Source organism: Marinobacter sp. B-21 (assembly GCF_056857895.1).
In genome coordinates this window covers 44042-59699 of sequence record NZ_JBSXNZ010000060.1, presented here as the reverse complement: position 1 = coordinate 59699, position 15658 = coordinate 44042, and the positions used below count along the sequence as shown (strand labels likewise).

The following is a 15658-nucleotide window of genomic DNA, read 5'->3' as shown; positions in this document are numbered from 1 at the left end:
GTGTCTTCAGCCCTGCAATCACAGGGCTTCAGGGATTATGGCGTTTTAATGACCGGCTACGCCTTAAACAGCACGCTCGAGCTACCGAATAGCTTAGGATTGCAGCCGCAGGCTGACCTGTGGCGGTGCATGTCACGGGTCAGCCTCTGTTGAAATCCGACATCACATCCTGCAGATCCCGCTTGAGCTCCTCGGGTTCGGTGATCCAAACGGTTTTATCAAGGCCGGGAAAGACGCCGACATCCAGGCCATCCCTGGTCAGCCCGGGCACCCATTTCCTGAAAAAGTCTGGCAATGAAATACTTCGGGGAGACAGGTCATCGGCACCCTTGGCGTAGTCGGCGGCAAACGCCGGGGCAGGCCAAACGGGCAGGTACTCTACGTCGCCATCGTCGGAGGCAATTTTCAGGAAGCGATTCCCGGTATTAACCAGAATCCAGATTTCGCGCTCCTCGCCCACCTGGTTCAGGAAGTAGTCGTACCGCAGTTCGCCGTCCATTTCGATTACCGGGGTAAGTTCATCACTGCTCATATCAGGCACGCCACTCCAACAAGTTGCTTTCGGGTAGGTTTCGGAGCCTAACACGGAATCCGGGAAGACTGACTGTAGTACGTTCACGGATGCGGCTCATTGCCTTTTTAACCGGTTCATGTGCCACATTAGCCATGGTGAGCTCCTCTTGCCAGTGCTTAAAGAAAGTGATCCAGGCCGATAACGGTCCCGGCTCCAGACCGATTCGGTCTGCCTTGTTCAGTTCGATCAGGTTCATCTGCAAAATGTTCCCCAGCGATATGTCCGGCTGGGTTTCGTCACGCATCTCGAACCGACACACCGCTTGCCTACGTTCGTTCTCAGTTGCAGTGAACAAATCAAAATCCAGCAGGTGCAGCCCGACCGAGGCTCTCAGGTGCTGGTAGTCCTCCCCAGCATCCAGTTGCGTGCCCAGAGTACGCGCAAGGTAAAACAAACCGCGCTTATGCCAAGCACCGTACCTGCGAACCTGTATCTCGACATTATAGCAGTGGCCTTCCCCATCCCGAGCCAGGACATCCAGGATAATGTATTTGCCAGTCAGTTCACTGGCTTCGATATTCGGGTTCAGAATATCAACCGACATAATATCCGGAAGATCAGGGCGCAGATCATTAATCAGGTTCACCAACAGATCCGGGGCTTCTGCAAACAAACGCTTGAAAACGTAATCGTTGGTCGGATCGAGTAAGTCGCTCATGAGGCCACCTGAATGAATGGCGGTTATTCTACCACACCCCCTCACCTCATCGGATAACACCAAAAACTCAAAAAAAACAGGCCAGTCCCAGACCGGCACCCACAGCCAGACCCAGTATCCTTTAACAAAAGTTCAGTGATTGCTGAACGAGTTGGCGTATCGGCAGAAACCGTCAGCTTTCAACCATCCGGGCCCTCAGGCGCGGTAACTGGGCCGGGTAGTTTTCCTGGATGAAGGTCACCAGCCCCTCACGAACCGCACATCTGAGATCCCAGTTCCGGCTTGAATCCGAAGCGCTCATCAGGAACCGCACCTGCATGGCCTGGTCGCTGGCATCGGTCACCTGCACCGTAGCCAACTTACCGTCCCAGAGTCCCGACTGAGCCAGCAACCGGTTGAACTCCTGCCGAAGCGGTTCCACCGGCATGGTGTAGTCCACCCAGATAAATACGGTTCCCAGCAGATCCGCGGTATTTCTGGACCAGTTCTGGAACGGATTCTCGATAAACCATTGCAGCGGAATAACCAGTCGGCGAAGGTCCCAGACCCTCAAAACCACATAGGTGGAAGTCACCTCTTCCACCCAGCACCACTCCCCCTGAACGTTCAGTACATCATCTATCCGGAAGGGCTGGGTGAGCGCAATCTGCATCCCCGCCAGCAAGTTGCTCAGCACAGGGCGGGCGGCGAAACCCAGGATCAGGCCGCCGACCCCCGCCGACGCGAGCAGGCTGGCGCCCATGTGCTGGACGGACTCAAAGGTCATCAGGGCCGCACCCAAGCCGATAATGACAATGAGGATATTCAGGGCGCGAACCAGAAACCGGGTCTGGGTTTCGACCTTGCGGGCGCGCTTCCACTGCCCCTCGAGCACCGGGTTCAGCGCCACGATAACCTCACCAATCGCGGAAGTCAGCCGAACCGCCGCCCAGGTGATCGCCAGAACAAGCAATAAAGTGGTGACTTGCTGCATGGCTGCCATCAACGGCAAATCCGCTGGCGCCGCCTCCAGCGCCCCGGCCAGCACCAGCAGACAGAAGACCACGCCGAGCGCCCGGGCTGCGGCGTCGAGAAACAATCGCAGCACCGTTCCCGGCTCGGAGAAATGGCGAAAGACCGCCAGCGCCAGCCGGTACACACCGTAGGTGGCGATAACCGCGAGGATCGCCGAGAATCCGGGCCACATCCACGCCTTGAAACCAGCCTCAAACGCTTCCAGCATCAGTCCCCCGCGAGTCCTTGTTCATCTGGGTTGCACAGAAAGAACCGGGGCCGCCCGGGCGCCCGGCTTATGCAAGACTAGACCAGCCCCTGCTCCCGTGCCATCGCCATGGCCGCTTTCGGCCCGGTCCACAGCGACGGCAGAATGATCAGCGATACCGGAATCGCTGTCAGTACGATGAACTGCTGCAGCACGCCAATCTGGCCAGCCCCCATGTACAGAAGAATGGCCGCCATCAGTGCCATGGCACCACCCCAGAACACGCGAATCCAGGGGCTTGGTTCATCGTGACCAGCACCCACCATGGCGATTGAGTAGCTCATGGAATCACCTGTAGTGGCAACAAATATGGTGGTAAGCAGCAGAATCGCGGCCGCCATCCAGGTACCGCCGGGCAGTGCCTGGGCCACGGTCAGCGTGGCGACATCAAAGCGGAAGTTGTTCAGCGCGTCCGTGAGGTCAAACGTACCGGCAAGCTGGTGATAGATGCCCGAGCCGCCCAGCAATGTGAACCAGATGGTCGTCGCAATGGGTGCCAGCAGGGCCACGGCCAGAACCATTTCCCTTACGGTTCTGCCACGGGAAATCCTGGCCACAAACACGGCCATCAGCGGCGTGTAGCCGATGAACCAGGCAAAGAAAAACACCGTCCACCATTTCATCCACCAGGCCGGAGCAGTTTCTGCCGTCATGGTTGCCATGGCGAAAAAAGAAGTTACGTATTCACCCATGGATTGTGTGTAGATGTTGGTCAGGAACAATGTCGGGCCAAAAACAAAGATCACCCCGGCAATAACCAGCGCCAGTATCACATTAAAGCGGCTGAGCAGCTGGATGCCTTTGTGAAGACCGGTCATGGCGGAGGTCATGTAAACACCTGCAAGAACCGCCAATACCGTCAACTGGGTGCCGTACCCGTCAGGCACGCCAAACAGTTCGTGCAGACCAAAACTCATCTGGGTGGCCAGAAAACCGATAGGACCAACCGTTCCAGCTACCACCGCAATAACGCAGAAAGCATCAATCACACCCCCGAGGCGGCCCTTAATCACTTTCTCGCCAAACACCGGATACAGCAGAGTCCTTGGCTGGAGAGGCTTGCCCTGCCCGTAATGGGCCCGGGTCAGAACGAGAGCAGTCAACGAGCCCAGCACCGCCCAGGCGAGAAATCCCCAATGAGTAAATGACTGGGCCATGGCGGGCGCTGCTGCGGCCGACGTACCGGCTTCCGTATCAAACGCCGGGGGCGTCACAACGAAGTGATAAACCGGCTCGCCAGCGGCAAAAAACACGCCGCCTCCCGCCAGCAACGTACACATGATCATCGACAGCCAGCGGAAACGGCTGATTTCAGGCCGATCCAGTCCGCCGATACGCGCCGCGCCTGCACGGCTGAGCGCTGTGCCAATGGCGATGAAGAACGTCAGCAACAACAAGAGCTGAAAAAACGAACCAAGGTAGGTTGCGGTCCAGGCAAATCCACTTCCTATAAGATCGGCAACGTAGCTGCTATCAACAATAGAAGCGCCGACGAACAGCAGAATAAAGCCGATGGTGAGCGCCAGCACCACCGGGTCGCTGTCAGCCAGCGCCCCGGATTTTACCTGCGGGGCGGACTGAGATTGTATGGTCATGGGATCTGCCTCTCGAAGAAAAAGCCGCGCAGACTACAGGAAATGCCTCGATCTTGCACTTACAGTGGGGTAAATACGCACATAGTGGTGGAAAGCATCAATACAGGTGTTTTTTCCTCGTCACTGCTTGAATAAGAATCTCTTAAAGTTCTTTTTACTCCGGGATTGTTCTATGGTTACTGACAGCAAGATGGCCCGGATTTACTGGACCTGGTCGACCGGCTACTTTGCCCCATTACCGCTTGCGCGAAGAAAAGCTCATCTTCTGGTTGGCGAGCTTCTCCCCAGTCCCTGTCCAGGCGTAGGCCAGCAACGTAGGTTCGAAATCACCCGTTGTCATGCGGTGGGCTTTTTCAGGTGGGTTGAAGAACAGAGCACCGGGTGTAAACACACTATAGTTGCTGTCTGAGACAGAGCCGGTCAGGCAGATGTAGGATTCACTGATACCATCATGGCCGTGCTCAACGTGGTCTGAGAGTCTCGACATGGTACCTCTCCTGCGGTTCTCTGGAAGGTGGCCCATCAGGATAAGTGATTTGCTGTAGATCAAACAATGCCGCACCGGGATGGCCGGCCTCGGAACAGGACATAGTTCCCGAGCAGCGCCAGGGACGCCCCCAACACGGCCGTCACCGTCCATTCAAAACCTTCCAGCCAGGTCGAAATGCTCAGAGCAACCACCGGGAAAAGCACCGTTGCGTAGCCGGCCTTGTCTGCGCCGAGGGTCTGAATCACCGTGATGTAGCAATAGAATGCGACGATAGAACCCGGAACCGCCAGAAACACGGTTGCGCCCCAGAAAGTTGCCGTCGTGGGAACGACCCACTCCACGCCCTGCACCAGACACCAGACGCCCAGAATCAACGCTCCGTATACCATCGCCCAGGCATTTGCCAGGAACAGAGGCACCTGAGACATCCGTACCTTGATGCTGACCAGGTTTCCCATCGAAAACCAGAAGGTGCCAGCAACCGCGAACAGAATGCTGGTCGCAGTCGTGTTACCCAACTGCAGATCATGCCAGAACAACAAAGCCACACCCGTGATGCCCAGAGAAATTGCCGGATACAGGCGAGCAGTGGGTTTCAGCCGCAACCACAGCCAGCCATTCAGGGCGTTGAACAGGGCCGCTAATGAAAACACCACCGCCAGCAGGCCGCTGGTCATGGATTCTGCAGCACGGTAGATCAACAGGAAATTCACGCTGTAAAGGGTCAACCCCTGAAGCACAAGCCATCCGTGCTGCTTCAGCGTCAGTTTCTGCAGGCGTCGCATCAGAGCCAGAGCCACCAGAGCCACGGTGGAGGCCATCACAAAACGGTAGAAGACGGAAATGTCGACAGGCGCTGCTTCAACCTGCAGGCGAATCGCCGTCCAGGTGAGGCCCCAGATCAATACCGTCAAACCATAATGAACAGAGATTGGCATGGCAGTGATTCCTGTAGGTAACGGGAACATTTGTAATTCAGGCGGTCAGGATAGGACGGAAAAGACAGCAAAACTTGTCAGATCCTGCTGAACCATGGATGATTCTTGCGGAGGCCAGATATGCAAACCGATCCTGAATCCGCATCACACCCGCGGACGCAATCACGTAAGGCTACCCGGGATATTGTTGATACCCTGAGAACCGCTGGCGTTGCCCCCCAGAGAATGCTGGAATTGGATCAGGGGCGGGCTCTGGCGCAGTGGCAAAATCATCAGGGCGAGGTGCGGTACGAACGGCCCCGACACCATGCACTGAGCATCTACATAGACAAGGGCGAACAAGCCAGACGTGTATTGAACGGGAAGGTTGTCAGTCAGGGCTTTCTGGGTGCCGTCTGCCTGTTCCCGGCGGGCAGCCGCTCAGCCTGGGAAATCAGTGGACAATTTGAGTTCTTCCACTTCTATTTCAATGATCTGGACATTGCTCAGTGCGCAGAGCAAACATGGGATAGCGACCCGGACAAACGCCAGCTTGCCGAGTTATACCATGGCGAGGACCCTGTTCTTGCCCAGGCTGGCAAGCTTCTCGCCCTGAGCGACTGGCAGGCACCCGGCCAAACCATGGCCATGGACCATCTCGCACAATGGCTTCTGCTTCAGGTTGTCAGCCGTCACTCCGACTTACCACAAACACTCCCAGAAGTGACAGGCACGCTATCACTTCGATACCGCCGACTTCTGCAAGAACGCATCAACGCTCAACTAAGCCAGCCACTGACGCTGGCCGATATGGCCAGTTGGGTCAATCTGAGCCCCTACCACTTTGCCCGGCTTTTCAGGGCAACCTTCGACTGCGCCCCTTATCAATACGTTCAGGAACAGCGATTGATCCGGGCCCGGGACATGCTTCGTAAACGGAGCGACAACATCACTGCCATTGCGCTTACATGCGGATTCAATGATTCCAGCCAGTTCAGCCGGGCGTTCAAATCAAGGTTCGGAATAACGCCTTCAGGCTACCGCGCAGAAGCTCACTTAAACCACTGACCCCGGAGCCAGAGGCCCATGCGCATTCGCGTTACTCATCAACGGATCACTGTTGCCTTACAGCTGATACTGCTTGCCGAGGCAATATTGGCCATCTGGGGCCAGCGATGGTTTACCGCATTTCTGACCGCAATGATTATTGCAATTACGTTCTTCCCGGTGCTGTTTGAACGCCGTTTTCGGATTCACATTCCGCCCGAGTTGCAACTGGCTGCCATCGGGTTTGTTTTCGCCGCCCTGTTCCTGGGCGAGATACGCGATTACTACACACGGTTCTGGTGGTGGGACATGGCACTGCACACCATGTCGGGTTTTCTGCTCGGCATTCTCGGTTTTCTGCTGGTGCACATCATGAATGAAACCGAAAAAATTCAGGTGCACATGAACCCGGGTTTCGTGGCTTTTTTCGCATTCATGTTTGCGCTGGGCGTGGGTACCCTGTGGGAGGTTTTCGAATTCGCCATGGATTCCGTGTTCGGGACGAATATGCAAAAGCCGATGCTGGGCGATCCGTCGGGATTGACAGATACAATGTGGGACCTGATTGTTGATGCGCTGGGTGCGCTGGTTATATCCTTCCTGGGCTGGCGTTACCTTAAATTCCCTGGTGGACGATCATTCCTGGAACGCTGGATAGATGCGTTCATTGAACGAAACCCGAGGTTTTTCGGGCGCTGAGAGGCAAAAAATATTTAGCAGGCTTATCCTCGCGGAGGGCCGGGAGACAATGACCTCATCGCTGCTTTCATGAAACGATGCCGGATTCATCAAAATACTCAGACAAGTTGTATTCATGGCTTCAAGGCAAGAGCATACCGACCGCTCAAACGGTTTTACCCTGATTGAGCTGGCCCTCGTGATCGTGATCCTGGGTGTTCTTTCGGCATTTGCGCTCCCTCGTTTCGCCGCGCTCTCCTCCAATGCCAGGTTAGCCGCCCTCGACTCATTGGCTGGCACCATGAAAAGCGCCATCGGTATTGTGAGAAGTAAAGCCTACGCTCAGGGTCTCTCCCCCGCCGCGAGCAACCCCGGAGGGACCCAACAGACCGGCTATGTGATCGAAACCGAAGCAGGCCGTTCGGAAGTTGACTGGCGCAACCTGTGCCCGGAAAGCCAGGCGGAAGCCGAGGATTCGCTGACGATGCTGGACTACATCTCGGTCCATGCCAGCAATTCCTTCCTGCAAACCTCTGTCGACAACCGCTACACCCGTGTGGGGTTCTCCCTGCCTTCAGTATCGAACCCGGGCCAGGGCTGCTATGTCGAATACGATTCCTTCGGCCACCCCGAGTGCACGGTTACCCAAGTCACCTCGGACTGCTGACACGCTCGCAGAGAACCGCCACCGCGCTATCGGCACTGGCTATTCAAGCAAACCCGACCTGGGGACCAGACAATTCATCATCGTTATGGACAAGTCCCGAAACGCGGCCTCCGAGGCAATCACACCGGGAAACCTGTCGTAGATCATTCGCCGACAACCTGATGTGCGGGCTTCGCTCTCGCTGGTGCAGCCGGAGTGAACCTCTGACCCTTCGCCCTGGCCGGTCACATCCGCGCAGAGCTCGGGAATCTGTAAAATAACCCAATCGACGACCACACTGCGCTCCACCGGGTTGGCCGCCAGGTTGACAAAGCGGCTGGCATCAATTGGCTCTGGCTGTTTGCGGGTCTGCTCCCAGAGAACAAACAGCAGGGCAGCAGATACCAATACAACAGTGACCGTGGGAAACTTCATGGGCGCCTTTTCAATCCGGTGAATCAGGCCGCCGATGATAAACGCTCAGGCATGTTCTGTCCCGGTTTCCTATACTGTCTTTGAATTCATACCCATGGTCCGTCCGCGGACAACGATTCCATCAACAAACTGACCAGGAGTTTTGGCAAATGACCACACTGATCGTTGGTCTGGTTCTGTTTCTCGGCGTGCATTCGCTGTCCATCGTCAACGAGCCGCTGCGTAATCGACTGCACGCATCCCTCGGTGAGGCTGCGTACAAAGGTCTCTACTCGCTCGCTTCCCTTGTTGGCCTGTTGCTGATCATCTGGGGCTACGCTGCCGCCCGAATGGACCCAACCGTGATCTATACGCCCCCGGCCTGGCTTCGGCACCTGGCCATGTTGCTGTTGATTCCGGTGTTCCCGCTGCTGTTTGCCACCTACTTCCCGGGCAAAATCAAGGCAAGGCTCAAGCACCCGATGCTGATTGCGGTCAAACTCTGGGCGCTGGCTCACCTGCTGGCCAACGGCATGCTGCAGGACCTGCTGCTGTTCGGCTCAGTCCTCGCATGGGCCGTGGCCGACCGGATTTCCATGAAGCACAGAAGCCAGCGACCGATTCCCACATTACCGGCCAGCAAGGCAAATGACCTTATTGCAATTGTCGGCGGCCTTGCGGTGTATGTGGTGACGGTATTCTGGGCACACCAATGGCTGTTTGGCGTGGCGCCGGTGTGATCGGGGCTGATCCGCGGATCAGCGCCCCTGAGCACCCCGTCGCAACCAGTCATGGACGAAGGCAAGCTTGCGTTGCGCCGTTTCCGAGAGCACGAAGGGATACAGGTCCGACAGGCCCATGGAACGGTTCACGTGATTGACCCGAATGGCCAACGACGCTGCCACATGAATCAGCAACGCAGTATCAGGCTCTGAGTAGGGATCCCAGCCGGACCGTGGCAATTCCGGCGACGTCAGACCGGATGCCACAAAACTGTCGGTGATGTCGGTCAGGTGCAGCAGGTGGGCCGCGGTTTCGGCCCAGTCCTCGTGTGGATGGGCCGACGCATAGCTGGTCAGGTAAAACAGCCTCCAGTCAGCCGGCGGGCCCTGATGATAGTGCCGTTGAAGTGCTGTGGGGTAGTCAGCGCGCTCATCACCAAACATCTCCCGGAACGCATCCAGAAAGTCGTCCCGCAGACTCAGACGCCACCAGAGCATATGCGCAATCTCATGGCGCATATGGCCCACCATGGTTCGGTAAGGCTCATCCAGGGCCTGTCTCCTGGTTGCACGCACTACCGGGTCAGCCTCGGCCACGCTGATGGTCACCACGCCGTTTGCGTGCCCCATGGCAACTGGCGTCAGCCCCTCCGCGAGCATATGGAAAACCGGGCGCGTCCCCGGATCTTCCGGCCGGAACCAGTGCCAGCGGCCGAGATTGTCCAGCACCCAGCGCTTTGCCGCCTCGGTTTTCGCCCAGTTCGGCATGGCGTTTGGAATGCTCGGATCCGGCGCCAGGGCCGTCATGGCACAGGAACGACAAAATGCCCCCTGCTCTGGTGCGATCCAGTTGCAACCAATGATCCCCCGGTTCACACAAAAGGGCGGCATGGGGAGGAACGCCCTTGCCTGGGGGTCATAAGCGACAGGGGCACCCTCGGCGGTGGTCAGATTATCAAACCAAAGATTACCGGAACCAACCGGGTTGGAATAAACCTTCATTGAGCTGGAGCTCCTTTTGAACGGCAGTGTGCAAAAAAACGGATCGCCGCTCTACCGAACCTATACCCTAAAGCAAAGGAACACCAGCCAGGGATTCGTTATCCAGATCCCGCTGCACCAGAAGGCGCCGCAACAGACCTGTCCCCGCTCCCCTTACAGATAACAGACCGAAGATGAGTAACTGGGTATCACGGGGCAAAGCCGCCCCATGCCGCCCTCTACAACGCCAGACATAACCGGGTCATTCTCCGGAGGACTCCCCGGCGAATGCGCTCAGGTGAAACGCGATAGCTTCCTCCACGGCTTCCATACCACACACTCTGGGCTCCGGGACACTCCCGCCGGCCAGTACATCCAGAACAGATCGCACACCGTGGGCCAGTGACTCCGTGTTGTAGCCGCCTTCCAGAACAAAGGCAAGCCGACCCTCACACAGCCGATCCGCCAACGATTGCACAATTCCCGTCATGGCGGCAAAACCCTCGAAGGAAACATTCATCGCAAGGTCGTACCAATGGGCGTCGAAACCTGCCGACACCAGAATCAGATCCGGCTTGAAGTACTCCGCGGCCGGCACAAGAATTTCATTGAAAGCCCTGAGGTAAGCGACATCACCAGCGCCACCCGGCATGGGCACATTCACTGTGGTGCCCTCGCCCAACCCCGCCCCGACATCGTGCAAATTGCCACTGCCAGGGTAAAAAGGTGAAGCCCGGTGGATATCGAAGAACATCACATTCGGATCCGCCCAGAAGATGTCCTGGGTACCGTTACCATGGTGGGCGTCCCAATCGACAATCAGCACTCTTTCACAGCCAAGCTCAGCCTGGGCATGGGCTGCTGCAACGGCAACGTTGTTAATGAGGCAGAACCCTCTGGCCCGAACCGGCTCTGCATGATGCCCAGGGGGCCTGATCAGGGCGAAGGCGCTGCCAGTACTGCCCGAACAAACTGCCTCCACCGCAGCAATCGCGGTGCCTGCGGCCACCTCGGCAGCCTCGATGCTTCCGGGTGACACCGCGGTGGTATCCACATCCAGCCAGGCATTTTTGTCACGCAGGGAAAACACATCGTCCAGATACGACGTAGTGTGAACACGAGCCAGCTGTTCCCGGGTGGCGGACTTGCCGGGAGCGAATCGAAGCCCCTCAACCGGCTCTCGGACCAACAAATCGAGAATGGCCTGAATGCGTCCGGGGTGCTCGGGGTATTTCCATTGAACATTCAGCCCAGCAAGGATCCCTCGAACTCTTTTGTCCAGACGGCCAGGAAGAAAGGCGGCGTTCACATCGGGCGCGTGATTCAGAACGCGCTCGTCATAAACCAGAGTGACTTCTCTTTTTGCTGACACATGTATCTCCACGATTACGCATGGAAGTGCGCCACAGCCCTCGTGCAGTCAGCACGATCTCCAATCAGCATAGACCAGCGTTACTTTGCTGTCAGCGGTCAGGCGGCCTCCAGATCGGAACATCTTCTTGCTTCGGCTCTTCCCAATCCCGCTGCATGGCGCTGCTTAACGCCTCCTCCAGCTTCATAAACAACTCGCCGTAACGGGGGCTAAACCGGATACCTTCCTCGATTTCCTTCCAGGCCTCGAACAATTCGTCCTCGTGGGCTTGTTCATTGTCCACAAACGCCCAGGTCATCTGCCGGGCACGCATCGGATGCACACCCATAGCCGTAAGTGCGTGGCCGCCAAGTTCGAGAGCTGAGTGATAGGTTTCACTCACAACATCATCCGCGCCCGCTTCCCTCAACCGGTATCCGTGACCACGGTCAAAGGCGCGGGCAAGCACCCAGACACCGGGGAAAAACTGCTTCACGTGCTCCACCATCTGCACCGCCCGATCACGGTCGTCTATGGCCACCACCAGCAGGCGGGCCTGCTCGATACCCGCTGTCTCCAGCAATTCCGGCCGGCTTGCATCCCCGAAGAAACTCTTGATGTTGATCTGCCTGAGGTTCTCGATCTGCTCGATCTCATGGTCCAGCGCCACAATTGGAACATTATTGGCACGCAACAAACGGCAAACGATCTGCCCGAAACGACCAACACCGGCCACAATCACCGGAGCCTGCTCATCGATGGTGTCGGCCTCCCGGTCATCGTTCTTTGAACGCCGATAACGCGGCAGCACGATCCGGTCGTAGACAATGAACAGCAACGGCGTAAGAAACATTGAGAGCGCCACTACCAGCATGAGAGTCTGCGACATCTCCACAGGAATCACGTGGTTCTGGACGCTGTAAGTCAAAAGAACAAAGCCAAATTCGCCGGCCTGGGCCAGCCCCAGCGTGAACAACCAACCATTGCTGCCGTGGACCCTGAAAAGCAGCGCCAGGCCGAGCAGAACCGCCGCCTTGACAGCAATGACCGCGACCGCAAGGGAAGCGACCGTGCCCCATTGCTCAGATAACACGTCAAAATTGACCCCAGCACCAACGGTGATAAAAAACAGACCCAGCAGCAGGCCCTTGAACGGCTCGATATTCGCCTCCAGCTCATGCCGGAATTCGCTGTTGGCCAATACCACGCCTGCCAGAAATGCACCCAATGCGGGAGACAGGTTGACCAGGCTCATGAGGGCAGCAATTCCGATGATCAGCATCAATGCCGTCGCGGTGAAAACCTCTCGCAATCCTGACTGCACCACATAGCGGAACAAAGGCCGGCTCAAATAGTGACCACCAACGATTACCGCTCCGATGGCAGCCACCACGACCAGCCCGTTAGCCCAGCCCGGAAGACTGGCCACCAGGCTCAGGCTACTGCCAGGATCATCAGAGGGGCCCGCAGCGTCTTTCAGTTCCGGCAGAGCCAGCAAAGGGATAAGCGCAAGTATGGGAATAACCGCGATGTCCTGAAACAGCAAGACTGAGAAGGCACTGCGCCCCCCTTCGGTTCTGACCAGTCCCTTCTCGTTTAGGGTCTGCAATACAATCGCGGTGGATGAGAGTGCAAAGATCAACCCCACTGCAAGCGCCGTCTGCCACCGGAGCCCAAGCCATGCGGCCACCGCCATACCGGCTACTGCCGTCAACACCACCTGAAGTCCGCCAAGGCCGACGAGACGAACCCTCATGGCCCAGAGCGCCTTGGGATCAAGCTCCATGCCGACCAGGAACAGCATCATGACCACACCAAACTCGGCGAAATGCTGAATGGTGTCCGCTTCCTGACCGACCAGCCCTGTCACCGGGCCGATCACCACACCCGCAACCAGATAGCCGAGCACGGAGCCCAGGCCAAAACGTTTTGCCAGGGGCACGGCGATCACCGCGGCAACCAGGTAGATAAAGGCCTGAATGAAGTAGACAGTCATGGGTTTTTCCTTGATTTGGATTCAGTCAGGCTGCGGATTTCGCAGGCGACCGTCCCTGGCAGATCTGTTTAGCGTAGACCCTGGAATGCATCTTTCACATGCGATGCAAGGGCATCATTCAGAGGGTTGGAACCCCGACGTACCAGCGCCAGTTGATAAAAGCCAATTGCCGGCAGGCTATCCCCGGCAATCTCTTTCAGCGGTGGATGTATCAGGCTTTTCGGAAACGGCGCTACGGCGAGATCAGCCAGCATGGCGGCTTCCTGCCCGGAGCAATGCTCGCAGGTGTAGGCAATTCTGTATGGCACACCGGCTCTGTCGAGCGCCCGAAGAGTCATCCGGCGCCAGGCACAGCCTTCATGAGCCATGGCAATTGGCAGTGGCGAACGCTGGAAGGCTGACGACCCTTCCCGAGCGGCCCAGACCAGTGGCTCTTCATGAACCACCTCACCGCGGGTAATACCGCTCTCGTCCGCCACTGTCACCAGAGTCATATCCAGCTCACCAGCGTCCAGAAGAGCCAGGTTTTGCTTGCTGGAGCCGACAACCACATCGACCAGAACCGCCGGGTAAGATCTCGCGAATTCCGCAAGTACCTCTGGCAGAATCCGGGTACCTACGTCGTCGGAGGTGCCGATACCCACTTTCCCCTCAAGCGTCGGTGAGATGAAGTGCCGCACTGCCTCCTCATTTAACCGCAACAACCGGCGGCTGTAATCGAGTAGAGTCTCACCCTCAGCCGTCAAAGTGACGCGCCGTGGTTCACGAATGAACAGCGTTCTGCCCAGATTCTGTTCGAGCTGCTTGATTTGCATGCTAAGGGCCGAGGGCGTCCGGTGCACCAATCTCGCCGCACTGGTAAAAGTGCCGCACTCAGCAATGGCAACGAAGCTCCTGAGTACATCGTTATCGAGTAGCGGAATCTTCACGGAAGGACCTCTTGTGTCGGTTTCTGGCGTGAAACTGACTTAAGCATAACTGAACGAGATATTAAATTCTTTTCGTTTGATTGAAGGCATAAAGAGTTCCAGAATAACGGCTGTTGGCACCCGCGTGCGAGTAAAACGAAATCTCCAGGCGAGCTGCTGCAAGCCATTCACCCACAGTCGGGGCCGTCGATATGTTGAACAGAACAGAGCAACAGGCAACCGCCGCAATGCAGCCGATCACCTCATGGATTCAGGGGTACTCAAAACGCCAGCAATTCCGCCGGATGGCGCAGTCATTGCTGAAGGAAAAGGATGACACCCTCTCAGATCTCGGGTACGACCGCCACGATCTGGAAGGCGCCCTGCACCTTCCCATCAGGAGTGACGCGGTGCAATACATTGAGGCGCGTCGCTCCAAGCGCGCCCTGGAAGCCCGGCGGGCAAAAAGCCACCGGCTCGTGGGCTAGCAACCTGTCGGACTTAAGGCTGATCTACTGCGCCGGCCAATTGAGAGAAACGAACCAGTTCGAAGTCGCCTGACAGCGCATCGGCCAGATGGCGGATGTGCTCAGGCGTGATTTCACAGCAGCCACCAACCACGCGGGCACCATCGTCCAACCACTGCCTCACTTGCACTGCGTAGGCCTCTGGCGAAATATCTGGCCGGGCTTCGAGTGCGTCTACCAGCGCCCCGCCAGCCATAGGCTCAACCGTTTTGAAGGCGTTGGCGTAACCGCCAGTACAGGGATACAGCACGGCCAGCTCGGGCATTGCCTTCGAAAGCACTTCTGGATCACAGCAGTTCAGCATGATGGCCGTTGGTGCGAACGCCTTGGCCGCTTCGACAGCCTGCGCAAGCGTTTCCCCGGACCGGAGGTTGCCATCAGTTTCCAGCCGGAATGCCACACCAAAGGGCTTGCCTGACTCACTGGCGGCCGCACAGGCGGCTTTCGCCTCGAGGATGTTGGTCATGGTTTCGATGAGAAAGACATCCGCACCGGGCTGCAGTTTCACAAGTGTGTCGTACTCTGCCTTCAAATCATCGAATGATCGGGCTGGCTGGCCCCTATAGCTACCGACCAGAGGCGGCAGGCAACCGGCGATATCAACGTTTGCACCAGTTATCTCGATGGCGCGTTGCAAAACCTCAAATGCCTTTCGGTGAATCGCTTCTATCTCATCACCGATGCCCTCCCTGACCAGACGGGTCGGGGTTGCGGCGTAGGTATTCAGTGTCAGGGTCCGAGCCCCCGCCCGAATAAAATCAACATGAACATCGGTAACAAGCTCCGGCTGCTCCCGCATCACCGCCACTGACCAGAGCAGCGAGGTGACAGTCGTGGCCCTGCGATAGATTTCCTGGCCCAGGCCGCCATCAAGAAGTGCAACAGATTTCATA

17 protein-coding genes are annotated in these 15658 nt (G+C 57.2%); 5 read left to right on the top strand and 12 right to left on the bottom strand.

Features of this window, described 5'->3' with window-relative positions:
- Positions 1-139: 139 nt before the first annotated feature.
- The 6 genes from AC13C0_RS06470 to AC13C0_RS06445 form a co-directional block, all read right to left on the bottom strand.
- On the bottom strand, positions 140-532 hold the full coding sequence (locus AC13C0_RS06470; protein ID WP_117617992.1) for a DUF2750 domain-containing protein: 393 nt from the start codon (positions 530-532) through the stop codon (positions 140-142).
- A 1-nt stretch (position 533) separates the two neighbouring features.
- Entirely contained in the window at positions 534-1232 is a 699-nt protein-coding gene (locus tag AC13C0_RS06465; protein ID WP_117617993.1) for an Rpn family recombination-promoting nuclease/putative transposase, read from the bottom strand.
- A 172-nt stretch (positions 1233-1404) separates the two neighbouring features.
- A complete protein-coding gene (locus tag AC13C0_RS06460) occupies positions 1405-2454 on the bottom strand; it encodes a mechanosensitive ion channel family protein (RefSeq protein WP_117617994.1) in 1050 nt (349 codons plus the stop codon).
- Between the two features lie 77 nt (positions 2455-2531).
- Entirely contained in the window at positions 2532-4088 is a 1557-nt protein-coding gene (locus tag AC13C0_RS06455) for a BCCT family transporter (protein WP_482954145.1), read from the bottom strand.
- 235 nt (positions 4089-4323) lie between these two features.
- Positions 4324-4575, bottom strand: coding sequence for a dimethylsulfonioproprionate lyase family protein (locus AC13C0_RS06450; protein ID WP_205422278.1), 252 nt, complete (start codon positions 4573-4575; stop codon positions 4324-4326).
- Between the two features lie 59 nt (positions 4576-4634).
- Positions 4635-5516, bottom strand: coding sequence for a DMT family transporter (locus AC13C0_RS06445; protein ID WP_482954144.1), 882 nt, complete (start codon positions 5514-5516; stop codon positions 4635-4637).
- A gap of 120 nt (positions 5517-5636) precedes the next feature.
- Here AC13C0_RS06445 and AC13C0_RS06440 point away from each other — a divergent pair, with 120 nt between their 5' ends.
- The 3 genes from AC13C0_RS06440 (at position 5637) to AC13C0_RS06430 (ending at position 7887) form a co-directional block, all read left to right on the top strand.
- Positions 5637-6563, top strand: a complete 927-nt coding sequence (locus tag AC13C0_RS06440) for a helix-turn-helix domain-containing protein (protein WP_482954143.1) — start codon at positions 5637-5639, stop codon at positions 6561-6563.
- An 18-nt stretch (positions 6564-6581) separates the two neighbouring features.
- Entirely contained in the window at positions 6582-7241 is a 660-nt protein-coding gene (locus AC13C0_RS06435; RefSeq protein WP_482954142.1) for a DUF2238 domain-containing protein, read from the top strand.
- 115 nt (positions 7242-7356) lie between these two features.
- A complete protein-coding gene (locus AC13C0_RS06430; RefSeq protein ID WP_482954141.1) occupies positions 7357-7887 on the top strand; it encodes a type II secretion system protein in 531 nt (176 codons plus the stop codon).
- A 39-nt stretch (positions 7888-7926) separates the two neighbouring features.
- On the opposite strand, the gene AC13C0_RS06425 is transcribed toward AC13C0_RS06430, so the two are convergent.
- Entirely contained in the window at positions 7927-8301 is a 375-nt protein-coding gene (locus AC13C0_RS06425; protein WP_482954140.1) for a hypothetical protein, read from the bottom strand.
- 149 nt (positions 8302-8450) lie between these two features.
- Here AC13C0_RS06425 and AC13C0_RS06420 point away from each other — a divergent pair, with 149 nt between their 5' ends.
- On the top strand, positions 8451-9020 hold the full coding sequence (locus tag AC13C0_RS06420; protein WP_117618000.1) for an NnrU family protein: 570 nt from the start codon (positions 8451-8453) through the stop codon (positions 9018-9020).
- Between the two features lie 18 nt (positions 9021-9038).
- On the opposite strand, the gene AC13C0_RS06415 is transcribed toward AC13C0_RS06420, so the two are convergent.
- The 4 genes from AC13C0_RS06415 to AC13C0_RS06400 form a co-directional block, all read right to left on the bottom strand.
- Positions 9039-10004, bottom strand: coding sequence for a zinc-binding metallopeptidase family protein (locus AC13C0_RS06415; RefSeq protein ID WP_482954139.1), 966 nt, complete (start codon positions 10002-10004; stop codon positions 9039-9041).
- Positions 10005-10245: 241 nt separating this feature from the next.
- A complete protein-coding gene (locus tag AC13C0_RS06410; RefSeq protein ID WP_117618002.1) occupies positions 10246-11355 on the bottom strand; it encodes a histone deacetylase family protein in 1110 nt (369 codons plus the stop codon).
- A 91-nt stretch (positions 11356-11446) separates the two neighbouring features.
- Positions 11447-13330 (bottom strand): monovalent cation:proton antiporter-2 (CPA2) family protein, encoded by a 1884-nt coding sequence (locus AC13C0_RS06405; protein WP_482954138.1) that lies wholly within the window; start codon positions 13328-13330, stop codon positions 11447-11449.
- Positions 13331-13398: 68 nt separating this feature from the next.
- Entirely contained in the window at positions 13399-14259 is an 861-nt protein-coding gene (locus tag AC13C0_RS06400; protein ID WP_482954137.1) for a LysR substrate-binding domain-containing protein, read from the bottom strand.
- Between the two features lie 191 nt (positions 14260-14450).
- On the opposite strand from AC13C0_RS06400, the gene AC13C0_RS06395 reads away from it, so the two are divergent.
- Positions 14451-14726: a hypothetical protein gene (locus AC13C0_RS06395; RefSeq protein ID WP_227539474.1), complete on the top strand. Its 276-nt coding sequence runs from the start codon at positions 14451-14453 to the stop codon at positions 14724-14726.
- Positions 14727-14739: 13 nt separating this feature from the next.
- Here AC13C0_RS06395 and AC13C0_RS06390 read toward each other — a convergent pair whose 3' ends face one another.
- Entirely contained in the window at positions 14740-15657 is a 918-nt protein-coding gene (locus AC13C0_RS06390; RefSeq protein ID WP_482954136.1) for a homocysteine S-methyltransferase family protein, read from the bottom strand.
- Position 15658: the final 1 nt, after the last annotated feature.

What these genes read in the sequence shown, in the direction of transcription:
- AC13C0_RS06470 (WP_117617992.1), bottom strand. Translation starts at nt 532, where the DNA reads ATGAGCAGTGATGAACTTACCCCGGTAATCGAAATGGACGGCGAACTG.
- AC13C0_RS06465 (WP_117617993.1), bottom strand. Translation starts at nt 1,232, where the DNA reads ATGAGCGACTTACTCGATCCGACCAACGATTACGTTTTCAAGCGTTTG.
- AC13C0_RS06460 (WP_117617994.1), bottom strand. Translation starts at nt 2,454, where the DNA reads ATGCTGGAAGCGTTTGAGGCTGGTTTCAAGGCGTGGATGTGGCCCGGA.
- AC13C0_RS06455 (WP_482954145.1), bottom strand. Translation starts at nt 4,088, where the DNA reads ATGACCATACAATCTCAGTCCGCCCCGCAGGTAAAATCCGGGGCGCTG.
- AC13C0_RS06450 (WP_205422278.1), bottom strand. Translation starts at nt 4,575, where the DNA reads ATGTCGAGACTCTCAGACCACGTTGAGCACGGCCATGATGGTATCAGT.
- AC13C0_RS06445 (WP_482954144.1), bottom strand. Translation starts at nt 5,516, where the DNA reads ATGCCAATCTCTGTTCATTATGGTTTGACGGTATTGATCTGGGGCCTC.
- AC13C0_RS06440 (WP_482954143.1), top strand. Translation starts at nt 5,637, where the DNA reads ATGCAAACCGATCCTGAATCCGCATCACACCCGCGGACGCAATCACGT.
- AC13C0_RS06435 (WP_482954142.1), top strand. Translation starts at nt 6,582, where the DNA reads ATGCGCATTCGCGTTACTCATCAACGGATCACTGTTGCCTTACAGCTG.
- AC13C0_RS06430 (WP_482954141.1), top strand. Translation starts at nt 7,357, where the DNA reads ATGGCTTCAAGGCAAGAGCATACCGACCGCTCAAACGGTTTTACCCTG.
- AC13C0_RS06425 (WP_482954140.1), bottom strand. Translation starts at nt 8,301, where the DNA reads ATGAAGTTTCCCACGGTCACTGTTGTATTGGTATCTGCTGCCCTGCTG.
- AC13C0_RS06420 (WP_117618000.1), top strand. Translation starts at nt 8,451, where the DNA reads ATGACCACACTGATCGTTGGTCTGGTTCTGTTTCTCGGCGTGCATTCG.
- AC13C0_RS06415 (WP_482954139.1), bottom strand. Translation starts at nt 10,004, where the DNA reads ATGAAGGTTTATTCCAACCCGGTTGGTTCCGGTAATCTTTGGTTTGAT.
- AC13C0_RS06405 (WP_482954138.1), bottom strand. Translation starts at nt 13,330, where the DNA reads ATGACTGTCTACTTCATTCAGGCCTTTATCTACCTGGTTGCCGCGGTG.
- AC13C0_RS06395 (WP_227539474.1), top strand. Translation starts at nt 14,451, where the DNA reads ATGTTGAACAGAACAGAGCAACAGGCAACCGCCGCAATGCAGCCGATC.
- AC13C0_RS06390 (WP_482954136.1), bottom strand. Translation starts at nt 15,657, where the DNA reads ATGAAATCTGTTGCACTTCTTGATGGCGGCCTGGGCCAGGAAATCTAT.